22 protein-coding genes are annotated in these 16,601 nt (G+C 64.9%); 21 read left to right on the forward strand and 1 reads right to left on the reverse strand.

Annotation, left to right across the window (positions count from 1 at the left end):
- Positions 1–224 precede the first annotated feature (224 nt).
- Positions 225–1,196: a helix-turn-helix transcriptional regulator gene (locus ABNQ39_RS11375; RefSeq protein ID WP_376957720.1), complete on the forward strand. Its 972-nt coding sequence runs from the start codon at positions 225–227 to the stop codon at positions 1,194–1,196.
- Between the two features lie 33 nt (positions 1,197–1,229).
- Complete coding sequence (locus tag ABNQ39_RS11380; protein ID WP_376957721.1) at positions 1,230–1,559, forward strand: hypothetical protein; 330 nt, start codon at positions 1,230–1,232, stop codon at positions 1,557–1,559.
- A 208-nt stretch (positions 1,560–1,767) separates the two neighbouring features.
- Here the strand turns inward: ABNQ39_RS11380 and ABNQ39_RS11385 are convergent, their stop codons facing one another.
- A complete protein-coding gene (locus ABNQ39_RS11385) occupies positions 1,768–2,001 on the reverse strand; it encodes a helix-turn-helix domain-containing protein (protein WP_376957722.1) in 234 nt (77 codons plus the stop codon).
- A 575-nt stretch (positions 2,002–2,576) separates the two neighbouring features.
- Here ABNQ39_RS11385 and ABNQ39_RS11390 point away from each other — a divergent pair.
- From ABNQ39_RS11390 to ABNQ39_RS11480, 19 genes are all read left to right on the forward strand, one after another.
- Positions 2,577–2,750 carry a hypothetical protein gene (locus ABNQ39_RS11390; RefSeq protein ID WP_376957723.1) on the forward strand — a complete coding sequence of 58 codons (174 nt, stop codon included), beginning with the start codon at positions 2,577–2,579 and terminating at the stop codon, positions 2,748–2,750.
- Complete coding sequence (locus ABNQ39_RS11395) at positions 2,743–3,048, forward strand: LuxR C-terminal-related transcriptional regulator (protein WP_376957724.1); 306 nt, start codon at positions 2,743–2,745, stop codon at positions 3,046–3,048. The genes ABNQ39_RS11390 and ABNQ39_RS11395 overlap by 8 nt, the downstream gene beginning before the upstream one ends.
- Complete coding sequence (locus ABNQ39_RS11400) at positions 3,041–3,445, forward strand: hypothetical protein (protein WP_376957725.1); 405 nt, start codon at positions 3,041–3,043, stop codon at positions 3,443–3,445. Before ABNQ39_RS11395 ends, ABNQ39_RS11400 begins: the two co-directional genes overlap by 8 nt.
- The gene (locus ABNQ39_RS11405) at positions 3,442–4,554 is read left to right on the forward strand and encodes a hypothetical protein (RefSeq protein ID WP_376957726.1); all 1,113 of its coding nucleotides are present in this window, start codon (positions 3,442–3,444) and stop codon (positions 4,552–4,554) included. The genes ABNQ39_RS11400 and ABNQ39_RS11405 overlap by 4 nt, the downstream gene beginning before the upstream one ends.
- Positions 4,555–4,628: 74 nt before the next feature.
- On the forward strand, positions 4,629–5,819 hold the full coding sequence (locus tag ABNQ39_RS11410; RefSeq protein WP_376957727.1) for a tyrosine-type recombinase/integrase: 1,191 nt from the start codon (positions 4,629–4,631) through the stop codon (positions 5,817–5,819).
- 68 nt (positions 5,820–5,887) lie between these two features.
- Complete coding sequence (locus ABNQ39_RS11415) at positions 5,888–7,264, forward strand: terminase gpA endonuclease subunit (protein WP_376957728.1); 1,377 nt, start codon at positions 5,888–5,890, stop codon at positions 7,262–7,264.
- Positions 7,261–7,491, forward strand: a complete 231-nt coding sequence (gene gpW, locus ABNQ39_RS11420; RefSeq protein ID WP_376957729.1) for a gpW family head-tail joining protein — start codon at positions 7,261–7,263, stop codon at positions 7,489–7,491. Before ABNQ39_RS11415 ends, gpW begins: the two co-directional genes overlap by 4 nt.
- 2 nt (positions 7,492–7,493) lie before the next feature.
- Positions 7,494–9,026 carry a phage portal protein gene (locus ABNQ39_RS11425; protein ID WP_376957730.1) on the forward strand — a complete coding sequence of 511 codons (1,533 nt, stop codon included), beginning with the start codon at positions 7,494–7,496 and terminating at the stop codon, positions 9,024–9,026.
- Positions 9,027–9,028: 2 nt separating this feature from the next.
- On the forward strand, positions 9,029–10,099 hold the full coding sequence (locus ABNQ39_RS11430) for a head maturation protease, ClpP-related (RefSeq protein ID WP_376957731.1): 1,071 nt from the start codon (positions 9,029–9,031) through the stop codon (positions 10,097–10,099).
- A gap of 3 nt (positions 10,100–10,102) precedes the next feature.
- Positions 10,103–10,747: a head decoration protein gene (locus ABNQ39_RS11435; RefSeq protein WP_376957732.1), complete on the forward strand. Its 645-nt coding sequence runs from the start codon at positions 10,103–10,105 to the stop codon at positions 10,745–10,747.
- 12 nt (positions 10,748–10,759) lie between these two features.
- Complete coding sequence (locus tag ABNQ39_RS11440; RefSeq protein WP_376957733.1) at positions 10,760–11,827, forward strand: major capsid protein; 1,068 nt, start codon at positions 10,760–10,762, stop codon at positions 11,825–11,827.
- Positions 11,828–11,902: 75 nt separating this feature from the next.
- Entirely contained in the window at positions 11,903–12,715 is an 813-nt protein-coding gene (locus ABNQ39_RS11445; protein WP_376957734.1) for a head-tail joining protein, read from the forward strand.
- The gene (locus ABNQ39_RS11450) at positions 12,712–13,155 is read left to right on the forward strand and encodes a hypothetical protein (RefSeq protein ID WP_376957735.1); all 444 of its coding nucleotides are present in this window, start codon (positions 12,712–12,714) and stop codon (positions 13,153–13,155) included. Before ABNQ39_RS11445 ends, ABNQ39_RS11450 begins: the two co-directional genes overlap by 4 nt.
- A 74-nt stretch (positions 13,156–13,229) precedes the next feature.
- Complete coding sequence (locus ABNQ39_RS11455) at positions 13,230–13,589, forward strand: hypothetical protein (protein ID WP_376957736.1); 360 nt, start codon at positions 13,230–13,232, stop codon at positions 13,587–13,589.
- Between the two features lie 12 nt (positions 13,590–13,601).
- On the forward strand, positions 13,602–14,048 hold the full coding sequence (locus ABNQ39_RS11460; RefSeq protein WP_376957737.1) for a phage tail tube protein: 447 nt from the start codon (positions 13,602–13,604) through the stop codon (positions 14,046–14,048).
- A 133-nt stretch (positions 14,049–14,181) separates the two neighbouring features.
- Positions 14,182–14,586, forward strand: a complete 405-nt coding sequence (locus ABNQ39_RS11465) for a hypothetical protein (RefSeq protein WP_376957738.1) — start codon at positions 14,182–14,184, stop codon at positions 14,584–14,586.
- A gap of 49 nt (positions 14,587–14,635) precedes the next feature.
- Entirely contained in the window at positions 14,636–15,562 is a 927-nt protein-coding gene (locus tag ABNQ39_RS11470) for a hypothetical protein (protein ID WP_376957739.1), read from the forward strand.
- Between the two features lie 125 nt (positions 15,563–15,687).
- On the forward strand, positions 15,688–15,972 hold the full coding sequence (locus tag ABNQ39_RS11475; protein ID WP_376957740.1) for a hypothetical protein: 285 nt from the start codon (positions 15,688–15,690) through the stop codon (positions 15,970–15,972).
- A gap of 7 nt (positions 15,973–15,979) precedes the next feature.
- Positions 15,980–16,585, forward strand: coding sequence for a hypothetical protein (locus ABNQ39_RS11480; RefSeq protein WP_376957741.1), 606 nt, complete (start codon positions 15,980–15,982; stop codon positions 16,583–16,585).
- Positions 16,586–16,601 lie beyond the last annotated feature (16 nt).

Genomic DNA, 16,601 nt, shown 5'->3' on the forward strand with positions numbered 1-16,601 from the left:
GACGGGTTCCGATTGGCCGAAGGGGACAGGTTGTTCTTCTTTATGCCTATGCACGCCTATTCTTCGATTGAGGGGAAATTTACCCATGACAAAGCATAATGACGTGTTAAGCTAACATCATATATCAACCTCAGGCATTGATTAATATGCAAACTCAATCCCTTAGCGACCTAACCATACCAGCCATAAACCTTGTGAGCGCGGCTGACGCGGCTGGAGGCGCTGTGCTGGTTTATGGTCGCAATGATGAGGTGATTTGGGCGAGTGATGGACAGCGAAAGCTGATGCCCTGCTCGGACTACGTTTCCGAAACATATTCAAGCTTGTTCTGGAAGGTTCTTGATGCGGGTATGGTTGGAAACAAATTAGCTTTCAATGATCCGAGCGGGTGGCTTGAAGCTGCCATCAAGACAAGAAAGAACAGTCCCAATCTGGATTTCATTAATACATACAGTTGGGGAAGAATGCTAATTTCTCAGATTATTCTGGACAATGGAATTAGCATTCAAGCAAGGCTTGATATAACAAAATCCGGAATTGATAGCATTATAGGCCATGATGGGGCCGGATTTGGCGTCTCTCTTGCACTGAATATAATTAATGATCGTGAAAAATATCAATCTGTTCTTAACAGCCTCAGCATATCACTGGCCCTTGTGGGAAAATCAGCGCAAGTCATTTATAAGAACTCAAGTTTTTCCGATCTGTTGGATGTAGGAGATCACGTCCGGATCGATGAGATCGGATGCATTTATGCCGCGGATCCATACGACGACATGGTCTTGCGACAAGTAATTGAGAATGCAGCCGTTGGGGCGGTGGACTCAATGATCCTCCCGCTTCGCTCGCGCACGGCCCCAGTACTTGCCGCCGTCAGCGCGGGCAGCATTCCAGGCACCGCCGTTGTGGCTATATCTCGGTTCGGAGAAGACGCCGCCTCCCTTTGTAATTCAATTAGGCAGGCGTTCGGGATTTCGCCGGCAGAAGCAGAAACGATGGTCGGCATTGGCTTGGGGCGATCTGTGTCTCAGATCGCCAATCAGCGAAATGGCGCAGAAAAGACCGTGTATAACCAAATTCACCGCGTCCGAGAAAGCCTCAGACGCTCAAAGTTTGCCGTAGATGACTTGGTCGGCATTGCCCGACTTGTCACGAAAATTTCGGCAATCTCACGCCCTCCGGGGCAACAACGCTGATGGAGTAGTTCCTTGGAAATCTTACTTGGAAAAATGAACGAGCCCACCGACCTCGGCATCATTCTGCGAGCCATTGCAGGCGGAAAGACGGTCGCCATGACGGAAGATGCGGATCGGGAGCTTCATCATTTGTTGGGCGGTCGCGATCTGTACCCGTTTGGCGAAGGCGTCGAACTGTGTCATGTGCCGGGCGTCTATGGAACGCCGGAATTCGACGTGGCCTGGATGGCTACGCGCGAGGCGTTCGCGGCGAGCGGTATCGAACTTTCCGCCGACTACCGGAGCGATACCGGGCACGCGCGATCCGCTGCAACCTGCTTCGTCCTGGCGCGACCGGTTGCTGGGGTGCAGTTGAACGCCTGATCGCTTGACGGACGACTTGAAACGACGAACGCCCGGCTGCGCTAACAGCCGGGCGTCCTGTCAACAGCCCGATTTCTCAAACTGTGACCGATCCACACGAGCCCTTGGAAAGCCATGAAGACCAACACCGAACATACCCCGTATCCCGTACGGCGCAATAGGCCAGGGACTTGCCTCGCCATGTTTGTACCCCTTCGCCCCTCGGCTGCTAGGGCTGACGTGGGGGGATGCGCACACCATCAGCAATAAATTCAACGCCTTGCGCCTCAAGCGCGGATTGAATTTTCAAAATGGTGTCGTGCATGGCGGAGTGACCTCGCTCAATCCGATGCACAGTGTTCAGATTGACGCCTGCGATTTCCGCAACCTGACGAACGGTTAATTCCAGGCCAGCTCGGGCCATGCGGAGTTGTGTCCCTGTCACCGTCGAAACGCCCAGCATTGTCCAGATCCTTTGGGACAGTGGTGTATGGGGCCCATTGCCAGCAAGGTGCATGTGCGTCTAATGTTACGTCATCCCAATCCGTTGGGATGAAATCACAACAACTATCCAAAGGGGAGAATTGCCCATGACGATCCAGACCGGACGCTAACCACTGAGTCGCGGGACTCGCTTCCCGCAAACGAGATGGGCCGATTAGGTGCGGGAACACCCAATCGGCCCTTGAATTCACCGCCCAGCTTAAGGGAGCTGTCGGCAAATGCCTTCTCACGCCCTGATTTTAGCAACGCAATCGCCGAACGCAAGAGCCGTTCGCCGTTGCAAGTCTCCCCTCCCGAAATCCCCCCGTGTGCTCGACCGCGCCCCGGCGCCGTCCGTTGCGCTGGCCGAGGCCTTGGACGCTGTGTCCGCCTTCGGCCGTCTGCCGAGCTACCGTCAACGCCAGATCGCCCGCCGGGGGGTGAACCATGGGTAAGAAGCCCGCCCCCAAGAAGATGCTGCTCGAGGCGGCTGTGCCTGAGACTTACGGGCCGCTCCTGCACCTCTCCGACGCGATCCGCTCCGGAGATTGCGCAGTGAACCTCATGTTCCTGCTTTACGAGGCCCGGCTGGCTACCGCCATCGGCCCGCACGAGGACCTGACCGAGCATCTCGGCTATCTGCTCTACGCCTTGAAGGAGCACATGGCGAAGGCTCGTGAAGCCATCGACACCCTTGAGGGCATCAAGCTGGAGGTGCCCCATGCTTGACCCGAACACCCGCGTCCAGAACGCCACCCGCCGCCTTGCCGCCCTGTCCCCGCGTGAACTCGACGTGGCCCGGCTGGTCTGCTGCGGCGACGCATCCAAGGTGATCGCCTTCAAGCTGGGGATCGCACAGAAGACGGTCGAGGTTCACCGCGAGCGGATCATGGACAAGACCGAATGCGGCTCGCTGGTGGAGTTTGGCCGGCTGTGGGAGGCCGGCCTTGCCGAGCGGGAAGACGCCGCTCCCGCCCCCATGCCGGCCCGTCGTAACGCCGAAATCCGGGAGGTGGCCTATGCGTGACTATAGCTTCGCCCGCCAGCCCGCCAGCCCGCCAACCGAGCCGGTCATGCTCAGCCGGCCCCACCCGGACTCCGAGCTGCTGTTCGCGTGGGACAGCTACACCGCCGCCGCGACCGCCTTCGAAGTCGCGTCGGATGAGGATGGCAAGCCCTACGAGACAATCATGGACACGCTGGCCGACCGCATCGAGAGGATCAAGGCCCGGACCATGGAGGGCGTGGAGGTTCAACTCCGCTACGTCTTCGCCTGCCACATGGACACGAAAGACGCCTGGAACTCCGCCGTCCACGATGAGGACGTGTCGGAGGCGCTGGCCGCCAAGCTGGAGGGGGACTGCATCGGCCGGACGCTGTGGGCGATGATCCAGAATGCCAAGAAGGCCGGGGGTGCCCAATGAACCACCTGATGCAATCGACCCGCCTTCCCTCTGTCGAGGCCATGACCTTCGCCGATGCTGACGCCGAGGTGGTCGCCTTGCTCGCCGCTGCGAACAGGAAGTGGAACAAGGGGGATGAGGCTGAACGGGAGGCCGAATTCAACTGCGCCGTGGCACGCGAGCTGATCGACGCCATCCTGACCACCCCGCCCCGGACCCTGGCCGATGCGCTGGCGATGTTGAACCGACTGGCCTGCGAGGAAACCGGCCTGTCCTGTGCGATCCCCGGAGAGCAAACGCTCGCAGCCGTCGATCTGTTGCGCGACTTCATGGCGGAGCTGGTCGAGAAGGGGGGTGCTGTTCCGCTCCCTCCGGGCACCCCCTCAACGACGTTACCCCCTCAACCTCCTTACCCCCTAAAGGGATTTACCCCCCAAAGAAACTTGCGGGGGTGGCTCGACGCCGGGGCGCCCATCCTCTGGCGGGAACAGCCCGGAGCGCGGTCCCTCGCCTCCCGGTACACCGTCATGGACTGCACCATCGTCGGTCCCTTCTTCTTGGACGTGATCCTGCAGGACGAACCGGACACGCCCGAGGCCCCGTTCCTGTGGTCGCTCTGCCGGCTGCTGGGGAACGAGTTCATCATCCGGGGCGATGAACCGACGCTCGCCAAGGCCAAGGCTGCCGCAGAGGAAGCGGCAAGGGTGGCAATGGCCGCGGAGCCATGTGAGCCTTCCCCGGCCGGTCCAGAGACCGAGGCGCCCGCCACAATCGGCGGAGCCGTCAAGGTGTTCAATGCCGGCCGCTGGGGAGCCTCCTTAGAGGCCTGGACCGAACACGCCAACGACGACCGTCTGGAGGCGGATCTCGCCATCCTCGCGGAGCGGTTCCGGCTGGCCCTGGCTGCCGCCGGCCCCCTCACCAGCATGGACGATGCCCTGGCGCTGGCTGCCCTGCTGCACGAGGTGACGGAGGAAGCCTGCAACCCGGACTGCTGGCCGCTCTACGGCGCCCGCGCCTCCGTGGTGTCGATGATCGCCGATGCGCTGGCCGAGCCGGCGCGGCGTGGCCTTCAATCGGCCGGCATCGTCGCCGGAATGCCTTCCTTACCGCCGACCGCACCCAAGTAAGCGGCGGCTTCTGAAACCCACCTTCGCGGCGCTGGGCACCCGGCGCCGCACCCTTTCCCCCTGGAGTGTCGATCATGGCTTCTGTGTCCAAGCGCAAATGGAAACACAACCAAGAAGAAAAAGAGGCGTGGGTGGTTCGCTATGTGGATCAATCGGGCAAACGCCGCATGAAAACATTCGAGAAAAAGAAAGAAGCGGACGCATACCGCTTCAAGATCGAACGTGAAATCAATGATGGCATTCACACTCCTGACAGATGCACGCTGACAATGAAGGATACGGTTGATGAATATCTTAGAGACTGCGATAGGCGACGGAAAGTAGGTGATCGCATGGCCGGTGGAACGCTCTATGGCTACAAGATCATCGCCGAGAAACATATCGTTCATAGTTTCGGCGCGAGAAGGATAAATCAAATTAATTCCTTGGAGATACAAGATTTCGTGAACGAGAAGGGGTTGAAATACGCCCGCCGGACAGTCACGCGAATTGTTTTGGTTCTTCGCAACGTCCTCACCTTCGCTGTTTCGCGCGGCTGGTTAAAGCGCAACCCGATGGCGGATCAACCGCCTCGCGTTCCCGGCGCGACACCGGAAAGGATCGAAATCCCGACCAAAGAAGAATTGCGCAGTATCCTTGAATACTTGTCAGTGCGGCGTGCGAATGAACATCACATGGCGCACTATCGCCGGATAGTGATGGTGATGCTGGGGCTGTTTGCTGGAATGCGGCGTGGCGAGATATGCGGATTGACATGGGAAAACATTGACTTTGATAAGAATGTTATTCTTGTGCGTCACAGTTATTCGGTGATTGATGGTTTGAAGGCTCCGAAGAGTCGGGCTGGTGTTCGGGATATTCCCATGGCCGCGCCAGTTCGGGCCGCGCTTCTCCAACTGCAAGTGGAGCTTGGCGAGGGTGCGACTGGTCTGGTTATGAAGACAAACCGCGGGACGCCCTTGAAGCCCGATGACATGTACTATTGGTATTGGCGGCCCCTCTGCATCGCGGCCGGGCTTGTTAGTGAGGACGGTGGGGCGAAGTACCATTTCCATGCCCTTCGCCATGCCGCCGTCAGCTTGTTGATCGAACAAGGTCTGCCACCGCTCCACATCAAGCGCATCGTCGGGCATGCATCCATCTCCTTGACGATGGACACGTATGGACACCTGTTCCCCGAAGACGACGCCGCTCGGCACGCTGTTGACCGCGCCGCGTCACTGCTGAGCGGAGCAAGAGCGCAACAAATCTCCGTAAGCAACTGAATTATAACGGGTTACTTTTCTTCAAGCACGTCCAGTGGGAGAAGGTCCGGAACGACCGCGGCGAGGTGGTGGAGCATCAGACGGCCACGGCCCGCATCTACTGCGAAGAGTGCGGTGCCGGTTGGTCCGAGGGCGAGCGGTTGGAGGCGCTGGAGACGATCCGGTGGCACCAGACGCGGCCCTTCACCTGCTGCGACCGACCGTTCTCCCCGCTGGACGATTATGCGCGGGCAGTCACCCGGCGTAAGGCCGATCCGGAGGCGCCCGACCCCGTCGCCGCGGTCTGGGAGTGGCAGGAGTCGGACCTGTTCGCCATCTACCGCGCCAAATGCCCGTGCTGCGGGGGCTTGGCCGTGCCGAACGAGCATGCGGGGTTCCAGGCCTCCAAGCTCTACAGCGCATGGGGCAAGGACAAGCCCAGCGCCATCGCCAGGAAGTGGATCGACGCCCAGGGGGACGACGAAGCCCTCCAGACCTTCTGGAACACCCAGCTCGCGTTGCCCTACCGGCCGCGGGTCGGTCGGGACATCAAGCCGTCGCACCTCATGGAGCGCCGGGAGGTGTGGGCGGGCGACGTTCCGGACGGCGTGGTGGTCATCACCATCGGCGTCGATATCCAGGGCGACCGCATCGAGCTGGAGATCGTCGGCTGGGGCCGGCGGGAAGAGTCGTGGTCGCTGGGCTATCTGGTGCTGGAGGGCGACACGGCGCTGCCGGCGGTGTGGGAGCATCTGGACGAGGTGCTGCAACGGCCGATGTTCCGGGCCGATGGCCGCCCCTTCGTGGCCGCCGCCGTATGCGTCGACTCCGGCGACGGCAATCGGACCCAGGAGGTCTATGCGTTCTGCAAGCCGCGCCGGCTGCGGAAGGTCTGGGCGATCAAGGGTGCGTCGGAGACCAGCGGCCAGCGGCAGCCGGTGTGGCCGACCAGCAAGGCGAACAGGCGCAGCAGCAGCGCCTACAAGCCGGTGATCATCGGCACCAACGCGGCGAAGGACACCATCTCGTCCCGCCTTCAGATCGAGGTGCCGGGCCCCGGCTACATGCATTTTCCGGCCGAGCGTGACGCCGGCTATTTCGAGCAGCTCACCGGCGAGCGGCTGGTGACGAAGAAGCGGGGCGGCCGGCGCTATCGCGTGTGGGAGCCGAAGCGCGGCATCGCCCACGAGGCGCTCGACTGCCGCGTCTACGCCTACGCCGCCTTGTGGGGGCTGGTCATGCAGCACCGCCTGGACCTGGACCGCGAGGCCCTGAGGGTGGGCGCCGTCGCCGATATGCCAGTCATCCGCGCCGACACCCCGGAGGGGCAGCGGATCGCCACCCACAAGCAGGCGCAGCAGGCCGCCCCCGAGCCTGAACAGCCGGCCGCCGCGCCGGAAGCGAAGAAGCCCCCAACCCGTAAGGTTGGGCGGTCCAACTGGATGCGGTCGAGAGGTGCCCCATGACCTGGACACAGAATGACGTTGCGGCGGTGGACGATGCGATCCGCGCCCTGGTGGCCGGCGAGCGCGTCGTCACCGTCCGTTACGCCGACGGGACCGAGACCACCTATGGGCAGGCCAACCTGTCCGAACTGCGGTCGATGCGCCGGGAAATGGCCGGTGAGGCTGCCCGGAGCGCCTCCGGCCCGGTCTACCGGGCGTTCCGGTTCGGCCCGCGGACGGGGTATTGACCATGCGGACGGCCGAAATCCGCGTGAGGGTGAAGGGCGGCGATTACCTGCCTACTTCCGCGGTGCCGAGGAACAACGCTGACGCCCCAGCCGGGCCGACGCCGGCCCACCATGCCGCCTCCACCTCCCGACGGATGGCCGGATGGCGGCCCCTGGCGCTCGGTCCGAACAGCATCGTCCAGGCCGACCAGCAGCGACTGGTGGAGCGCTCCCGCGATCTGGCGCGGAACAACCCCCAGGCCCGCAAGGCGCTGTCGCTGTTCGGCACGCACATCGTCGGCACGGGAATGAAGCCGCGGTGGCTGACCAAGAACCCGGCCCTTCGCGAGGCCCTGCATGAGGCCTGGGACGCCTGGACGGCGGTTGCCGATGCCGACGGTGTGCTGTGCGCCTACGGCATGCAGGCTCTGGCGGTCAACGAGATGGGCGAAGCCGGCGACGTGTTCGGCCGCTTCCGCTCGCGTCGCATGTCCGACGGCCTGCCGGTGCCACTCCAGTTGCAGCTGATCCCGACCGAGCAGGTGCCGATCTCCTACAGCCAGCCCAACGGCCAGAACAGCGTCGTCCAGGGCATCGAGCGGAACCCGCTCGGCCAGCGGGTCGCCTACTGGATGCACCGCGTCCATCCCGGCGACGCGGTGCCGCTGATGGCTTCGGCGCCGAACCCTACCGACCTCGTGCGGGTACCGGCTGGCGACGCTGTGCACATGTTCAACGTCGCCCGGATCGGACAACTTCGTGGCCTGCCGTGGCTCGCGGCGGCGATGACGACGCTGCGGCAGGTCGGGCTGTGGCAGGATGCCTCGATCACCCGCAAGCAAATCCTGGCGATGCTGGTGGGCTTCGTCCGCAAGAGCGCAGCCGGCGCCACCGGCGAGGAGCTGGCGCAGGCATGGGGCGAAATCAGCGAGAAGCTGGGCGATATGCCGGCGGTGGCGCTGGAGCCGGGCACCATGCAGTATCTGGACATCGGCGAAGAAGTTCAGTTCACGAACTGGCAGGAGACCGCCGGCCAGGACGAGGTGTTCATGCGAACCTCGTTCCAATCGGTCACCGCTGCGGCCGATCTGGTCTATGAGGAGCTGTCCGGCGACTGGAAGGGTGCCAACGACCGCACCTATCGCGCGGCCTTCGCGACCTTCAAGCGCCGCGCCCGGCAGTGGCAATTCCACCTGCTCGCCCAGCAGTTCGTTCGACCGATCGTCAAACGCTGGATCGCCGTAGCCGTGGGCAGCGGGGCAATCAAGGTGCCCAAGTCCGTCTCCGACGCGGAACTCTACCGCGTGATGTTTGTGCCGGAGCGCTGGGAATACCTGAACCCGAAACAGGATGTGGAGGCCGTGCTGTCGGAGATCGAAGGCGGTCTCACCGCCCGCAGTATGGAGATCGCGGCGCGCGGCGACGATGCCGAGGTGGTCGACCAGACGGCGGCCGATGACCTGGCGCGCGAGCAGCGCCTGAAGTTGCCCGGCCGTGGCGCACCGAAGAAGAAGCCCGCCGCCCTCGACCCCACCGACCCTGAACAGGAACCGTGACCATGGCAAAATGGTACGACATCAAGGCCGCCGCCGATGGCGACGGTCAACAGCCCCCCACGATCTTCCTCTATGACGAGATCGGCTATTGGGGCACCAGCGCAACCGACTTTGCCAACGACCTGAAGGCTCTGGGTAACGTCCCGAACCTGACCGTCCGCATCAACTCGGGCGGCGGCGAGTTCTTTGCCGGCCTCGCCATCAACAACCTGCTGCGCACCCACCCGGCCAAGGTGACCGTCAAGATCGACGCCTTCGCCGGCTCCATCGCTTCCGTCATCGCCATGGCCGGCGACACGGTCGAGATGCCCAGCAACGCCATGATGATGGTCCACAACGTCTCTTGGTACGCCTCGGGTACGGCCGACGATCTGCGCGAAGTGGCCGGCATCATGGACCAGATGCGCAAGTCCCTGGTGGCCGCCTACCGCACCAAGACGGGCCTGGACGATGCGAAGATCGATGAGCTGCTGACCGACGGCGGGACTTGGATGACCGCAGCCGAGGCCAAGGAACTCGGCTTCTGCGACGTCGTCACCGACTCGGTCGACGCCACCAACTTCACCACGGTCCAGCCGGGCCGGATCCTGAAGGTTCCCGAGGCCGTGGCCGCCAAGTTCAGCGCCACACCCACCCCGCCGGCACCGCCGGCACCCCCGCATCAACAGCCCGAGGATCGTTCGATGACGACGCCCCCCATCAACCAGCCCGCCCCGGCGACCAACGCCACCCCCGCGGAGATCGCCACGGCCTGCCACACCGCCGGCTTTCCGGAACTGACCGCCAAGCTGCTGACCTCCCCCGTCACCAACGCCGCGGTCACCGCCCGGCTGGAGGAGGCCAAGAACATCGTCAAGGCCGCGGCCGACCTTCAGGTGTCCGAGGCCGCCGCCCGCCGGCTGATCGGCGAAGGCGTCTCGGAGACCGCCGCCCGCGGCATCCTGACCGACCTGAAGGCGTCGACCGACACGCATATCGACACCACCAAGCCGGCCGGCGGCCAGCCGCAGGCTTCGATGATCGACTACAAGGGCGCTTTTGCCCGCATGAACGGCATCCAGCGGAAGGGCTAAGCCATGAGCGATTGGGTTTATGAGGGCATCGGCACCGGCGAGTTCATTCTTTCCGAAGCCCAGGGATACCGGTCCCGCGAAACGATCACGCTGGAGGGTGGCTCCAAGTACGTGGCCGGCTCTGTGCTGGGCAAGGTGACGGTGGGCGCCGCCGCTGCCGCCGCCAAGGTCGGCAACGCCGGCAACGGCACCGTCGGCACCATCACCGTCGGTGCGGCCAAGCCCGGCGTCTACGTCGTGACCTTCATCGAGCCGGCCACCAACGGCGGCGCCTTCCAGATGGAGGACCCGGACGGCGTGAACGCCGGCACCGGCGCGGTCGGCGCGGCCTTCACCGGCGGCGGCCTGACCTTCACCATCGCCGATGGCGCGGCGGACTTCGCGGCGGGTGACCAGTTCAAGATCGTCGTGGCCGCCGGTTCCAACCGCCTTAAGCTCTGGAACCCGGCCAACATCGACGGTTCGGAGACGGCGGTCGCCGTGCTGTACGACAACGTCGATGCGACCGCCGGCCACCGCCCCGCGGTCATCTTCGCGCGGGATTGCGAGGTGAACGGCCAGCTCCTGACCTTCTTCTCCGGCGCTACCGACAACCAGAAGGCCGCCGCTGCGGCTCAACTCGCCGCTCTCGGCACCATCGTCCGCTAAGGAGACCCCGCAATGGGCATTTCGTTCCCGAACACGACCCTCGCGAACACCTTCGCGGGAACCCCTTTCCAATTGATGACGCTGTCGGCGCACATCAACAACGTGCCCTACACGCCCAACTTCCTCGGCACCCTGCCGGGCCTGTTCTTCGCCCGTGGCGTGTCCACCAAGACCATCGGCATCAGCGAACGCGGCGGTGCCCTGGAGGTGGTGGGCACCAGCCCGCGCGGTTCCGAGCCCGAGACGACCACGCACGCCAAGGCGCGCATGAAGCCGGCCGAGGTCTCCCACGTCGCGATCCAGGATGTCGTCACCGCCGACGAGGTCCAGGACGCGATCAACTCCGCCAACATGATGGGCCAGTCGCAGTTGCAGTCGGTCACCGACGCCGTTTACGAGCGCATGGAGGGGCCGCTCGGCTTGCGAGCGCGCATCGAGCTGACCCACGAGTACCACCGCATGGGCGGCATCCATGGCATCGTGGTCGATAAGGACGGGTCGGAGCTTTACAACTGGTACGACTTCTTCGGTATCGCGCCGCCCGTTCCGTTGAACGTGAATTTCGGGACGCTGACGGCCGACGGCGGCACCTTCGAGAAGACTTGCACCGCCTGGGTTCGGCTGATGACCGACGCCTTGGAAGGTCTTCCGGTGACCGCCATGCGGCCGGTCGCGCTCTGCGGCGACAACTACTATGACGAGATCTACAGCAACAAGGAGGTGAAGGCGTCCCGCAAGAACCGCGACACCGGCCGCGACAGCGATGTGTTCACCCAGACGAAGGCTTACACGTCGTTCGAGTATGGTGGCATCACCTGGGTCAACTATCGCGGCACCAAGGACGGCAAAGTCGGCATCGACAAGGAAAGGGCGCGCCTGTTCCCCTACGGCGCGCCCGGCCTGTTCCAGATGATCTTCGGCCCGCCGGACATCATGGGCCATACCAACATGCCCGGCGCCCCGGTCTTTGCCCACATGCCGCTGGAAAAGCAGACCAGCCGGCAGGCGACGATGGAGGCGCAGTCCAACCCGCTGACCGTCTGCCTGCGACCGGGCGCCCTGTTCGAACTGACCAAGTAAGCGCGCCGATCTGCGCCTTCCGCAACCTCGCGGCGGCCCGCCTTCGGGCGGCCTTTCGCGTTTCTGGAGGTCTCAATGGACTTCGCCCGTCACATGGCGGTGCAGTTCCGCAAGCTCGGCCTGCCGGCGGTCCACACGCCTCCGGCAGGGCCGGCTGCGGATTGCCGCGTCATGCGCGCCACCAAGCCGCTGCGGTTCGGCGCGCTGGAGTTGCCTGTCGACGGTCATTGCTTCGACCTGCTGCGCGCCGAGGTGACGCCGGCCGTCGGCGGCACGCTGGAGGTTGACGGTACGGCCTATGCCATCGACGCCCCGCCGGTGCCGTTCCCGCTGGAGACGGACCCGCAGGGGCTGCGGTGGCGCCTGATGTCGGGATGGGGCCTGCCGGCGACCATCCGTCTCTCTGCCGACACCAGCCCGCCCCGCGGGTCGGAGTGGGTGGTGGCGGAGGATGTGGTGGCAGGGGCGGTGGAACTGTCGATTTCGGGAACGCTGGCCTCCGGCAAGGTGCAGCCGGGCGACGCCTTCAGCCTGCCGGGCCACGCCGCCTCGTATGTGGCCGCTGGTGCGGTTGTCGCCGTCGCGGGCACCTTTGCGGCGGTGCCGATTTCCCCCGCGCTGGCGGCCCCTGTCGCGGCCGGGACGGCGGTTTCGCCGGCATGGGCCACCGACAGCCCGGTTCGGGCGTTCCCGCTGTCTGCTTCCGTCGGCTTTGTCGGGTCCGTGGTGGACACGAACGGCCGCTACCTGATCCTCGCCGCCGGGCTGCCCAGCCGACCGGCGGCCGGAAACCTCCTGATGGTGGACGGTGACGATCTGGAGATCGCCAGCGTCACCGCGCACCGCTCGGGCAGCAGCGTCATCGCCTGGGAGGTGCGGGCCACATGATCGATGTTGCCGCCGTGTCCCGCGCCCTTCGCGCTCCGCTCGCCGGCGGGCCGATCCCCGCCGACCGGATCGGGTTGAGGGGGCAGCCCTTCACCCCGCCCAAGGGCGACACTGTGCATGCCCGCGTCTCGATCACCTGGGAGCGGCAGGGCAAGACCGGCCCGGCCCTCTGGGAAGGGGCCGGCATGCTGCAAATCCTCGTCCAGGCGCCGCTCGGCGTCGAAGAGGAGGCTCTGCTGGTGGAGGTCGCCAAGGTGGCGGCCCTGTACGGCCCCCATGTCGACGGCGCCGCACTCGACTATGGCGTCCGCGTCGTTCAGGTCGCCGTGCTGGGCACCGTGAGCCTGGACGGACGCGGCGCCGACACCGCCGCCAGTGCCGCACAGTGGATAGCCATCCCGGTGCAGGTGGATTTCCGCGTGGAGCGCATCGAGGGCTGACCCCTCCAGCCACAGACACCTTCCCCCGCCGCCCGGCCCACCGCCCGGCGGCTTTTTTCGTTGGAGAAAGCCGTATGGCTCAGTTGACCGCCCAGAAGACGAGCGAGACGGGCGCCGCTCTCACCTATGCCGCCGCCGGAGTGTCCGGCGACAGCTTCACCAACACGGGAACCGAGGTCGCCCACGTCAAGAACGGCGGCGGCTCGTCCATCACCGTCACGGTGAAGTCCCGCAACACCGCGCCCGACGTGCCGGGCTACGGGCCGGTGTCCAAGCCCGCCCGCACCGTCGCGGTTCCGGCCGGCGGCGACCGCCTGATCGGCCCCTTCCCGGCCAAGGCCTTCAACGAGGCATCCACCGGTCGCGTCTCGCTGACCTACTCGTCCACCACCAGCGTCACCGCGGCAGTCATCGCCGTGCGCGCCGTTTCCTAAGGAGCCCACCACATGGCTGTTACCACGAGCATCGACGCCGAGACCGGCCGCCTCTTCACGCTGAAGATCAGCGATGGGCAGTCCCCGCCGACCTTCCTCACCATCGGCGGCGCCAAGTCCACCCGCATGACCTTGAATGCGGCGCCCGTCGACATCACCAACGTCGCCTCGAACGGCTGGAAAGAGTATCTGCCCGGCGGCGGCGCCAAGGAGTTGTCCATCTCTCTCCAGGGCGTGTTCGACAGCCGCACCCCCGGCGCCCGCAAAGTCTGGGACGCGGCCATGGCCCAGGGCGCCAGCGGCTACATCGAGGCCCAGCTCATCAGCGGTCACGGTGACAGCTTCGTCGGCACCTTCGTGGTCGAACAGTATGAGCGCAGCGGCGAAGACAGCAACGCCGAGCAGTTCTCCTGCTCCATCAAGTCCAGCGGTCAGCCGGTCTACATGGCGGCGCCGTAACGCCTCCCCCTGACCCGGACCAGGAAAACCCGTTGGCCGTAAGGCTGACCGCCCCCGCGAGGCGTGGGGCGGAGGCGTCCGGGATGCGCCTCCGCCCTGTCGCGATCAATCCCGCCTATCCTGGAGACGATCCATGTCCAAGATCGAAGACATCGCCAATGGCCCCGTCGCCCTTTCCATCGGCAGCAAGGGTTTCTTCCGCACCATCGGCGAACCGCCGCGCAGCCGCTTTGCTGCGCCGGTCGCCCCGCCACCGGAAGCCGCTGCCCTGCTGACCGAGATCAACGCCAAGGCTGCCGAACTGGAAGCCTTGATCGAGCGCGCCCGCGATCTGCGCTACCCGCTGATCGCCGCCATCGGCGCCGACGTCCAACTCGACGCCACCGTCGACTTCATCACCGAGCCGCAAGAGGTGGTCGCGCTCGAACCCGGCGAACTGCTCTGCGGCGCATCCCTCGGCACGGACTACTTCGGCGAGGGCCTGAAAGCCCTGGAAACCGCTGTCTTCTGGACTGCCAAGGGCCTGACGGCCTCCTGATCTGCGCCCCTTCCTTTCCCGACGAACCGTCTATCCCGGAGACGACACCATGAGCACCCTTCCGCTTTCCGCAGGCCTCTTCCGTTTCGATCTGCTCGCCAGCCAGTCCCGCAACCGCCGCGAGATGTTGGTGGTCGCCGAGCAGAAGCTGGCCGAGACCGAGGCCGAGGCGACCGCCGCCCGTCGCGCGGCCGACGAAGCCGCTGCGACCGCCGCCAAAGCCAAGGCCGAATTGGACGCCTTGCTGTCCGGTCTGGCCGCTGGCGCGCCCGAGGACGAAGCCCGCACCAATGCCGCCAAGGAGGCGGCCCAGACTGCCGCCGACACCGCCGCCAAGCGCGAGGAAGATGCCAAGGCTAAGGCCGTGGCGCTGGAGGGAGACAAGGGCCTGCTCGGCACCCTGCGCACCAGCATCGCCAAGGTGGACGAGGACGAATGCAAGCTGACGGTGCGCCCGGTCTACCTGCTGCGGGTGCCGAATTTCCGCATCAACAGCCAGTTCGACCAGTGCTATTACGACGTCCCGCTGGCTCCGACCGACCGCAAGCTGTGGCATGCCATCCAGGCAGCCGTCCAGCGCGCGGGAGACGAATACGGCGTCACCACCGCCCATCCGGATTTCCAGGCCCTGGACAAGGCGTTCCGCGAGACCGGCGGCGGTAAGGTTCCCCAGGCAGTGGTCGGTCTGTTCGAAGACCTGTTCGCCCGCACCAGCGACTCGCCCGAGGTCCGCAAGATCCTGAAGCTGCGCAAGGCCCACACCGCCGGTCTGACCATGCTGCGCCTGCGCTTCTATGTCGCCGGCCTGTCGGGTCTGCCCGGCGCCGAGGACTTCAGCGTCGAGCGGTCGGAAGGTGACGCCTTCCAGATGGCGACCGAGGACAGCATCGCCCTGATCCCGCCCTCGGACATCGACGCCATCCTGCAAAAGCTCGACGATCTGGGAACCGCGCGGGGCCGGGAGGGAAACTCCTAAAGATCGCCGTTGCCGTCGCGACCGATCCGAAACGCTACGACGGCGAGGCGATAGGGCCGTGGCGGGTTGGTGGGGAGACCTACCGCACCAACCCCCGCGACCGCCTCGAACCCTGGTGCTGGTCCATGCTGCACCTGTGGCGCCTGTTCCAGGGCGGCATGGGAGCGGGTCATCTGCCGGAAGGTCCGGCCAGCATGGACCAAAGCGTCAAGATGATGGAGGCGTTCGCGATCATGAGCGCCTTCGAGAATGAGCTTCAGGGCAGCAAACGGCCCGGCAGCATCACCAAGGCCGATGTTTCGGACATCCGGGCCAGCATCGACCGGGCACTGGAAATCTACCCGGACGGAAAGGCCTCGGGCGCGCTGCTGGACGCCGTGAGGAAGTCGCGCGGCCAGAAAGCAGCATGAGGCCCCCATGGCGCGTTCCCTTTATATCGACCGCGTGGTTCGCGTCCTCCGGCAGGGTGCCGAGGACGTGGTCCAGCGGGCGCTTGCCGAGACGGTCAAGCGGGAGTTGGGCCGCGTCCTCGTCCAGGCGCAGCCCGACACCTACCAGCAATGGATCGACGGGAAGCTGGGGGCGCCCATCGCCTCCATCGGCCCGGCCGGCATCGCGTATTTCGAGTTCAGCTATATCCGGACGATCCTCGGCTTCGCGGCGGAACAGCTCCGCCAGTCGTCGCCGGTGGACATCTACGACCCGGACGACAGGGTGTTCGAGGAAAGCCACCTCCTGTTCTGCGACGGGAAGGAGGTCGGCACCCTGAAGAACGGCGCGGACCTGACCTTCATCGATCGGTTGGACCCGCGCGCCGAGTTCGTCGTCACCAACGCCCAGCCCTACGCAGCGAAGCTCGAACGGGGTCTGTCTGACCAGGCGCCCGACGGCGTGTTCCGGCTGGTCGCCTCCACCGTCTCCCGCCGATACGGCTCCATCGTTACCTCCCGGTTCCTCTGGCTGCGGCTGGAGGGGCTGGAAGAGGCCGCCGCATACCCCGCCATCGCCATCCAGGCGCGATAGCCGCCCCTCCGACGAG

This window comes from Azospirillum sp. A26 (assembly GCF_042604635.1).
GTDB classification, from domain to species: domain Bacteria; phylum Pseudomonadota; class Alphaproteobacteria; order Azospirillales; family Azospirillaceae; genus Azospirillum; species Azospirillum palustre.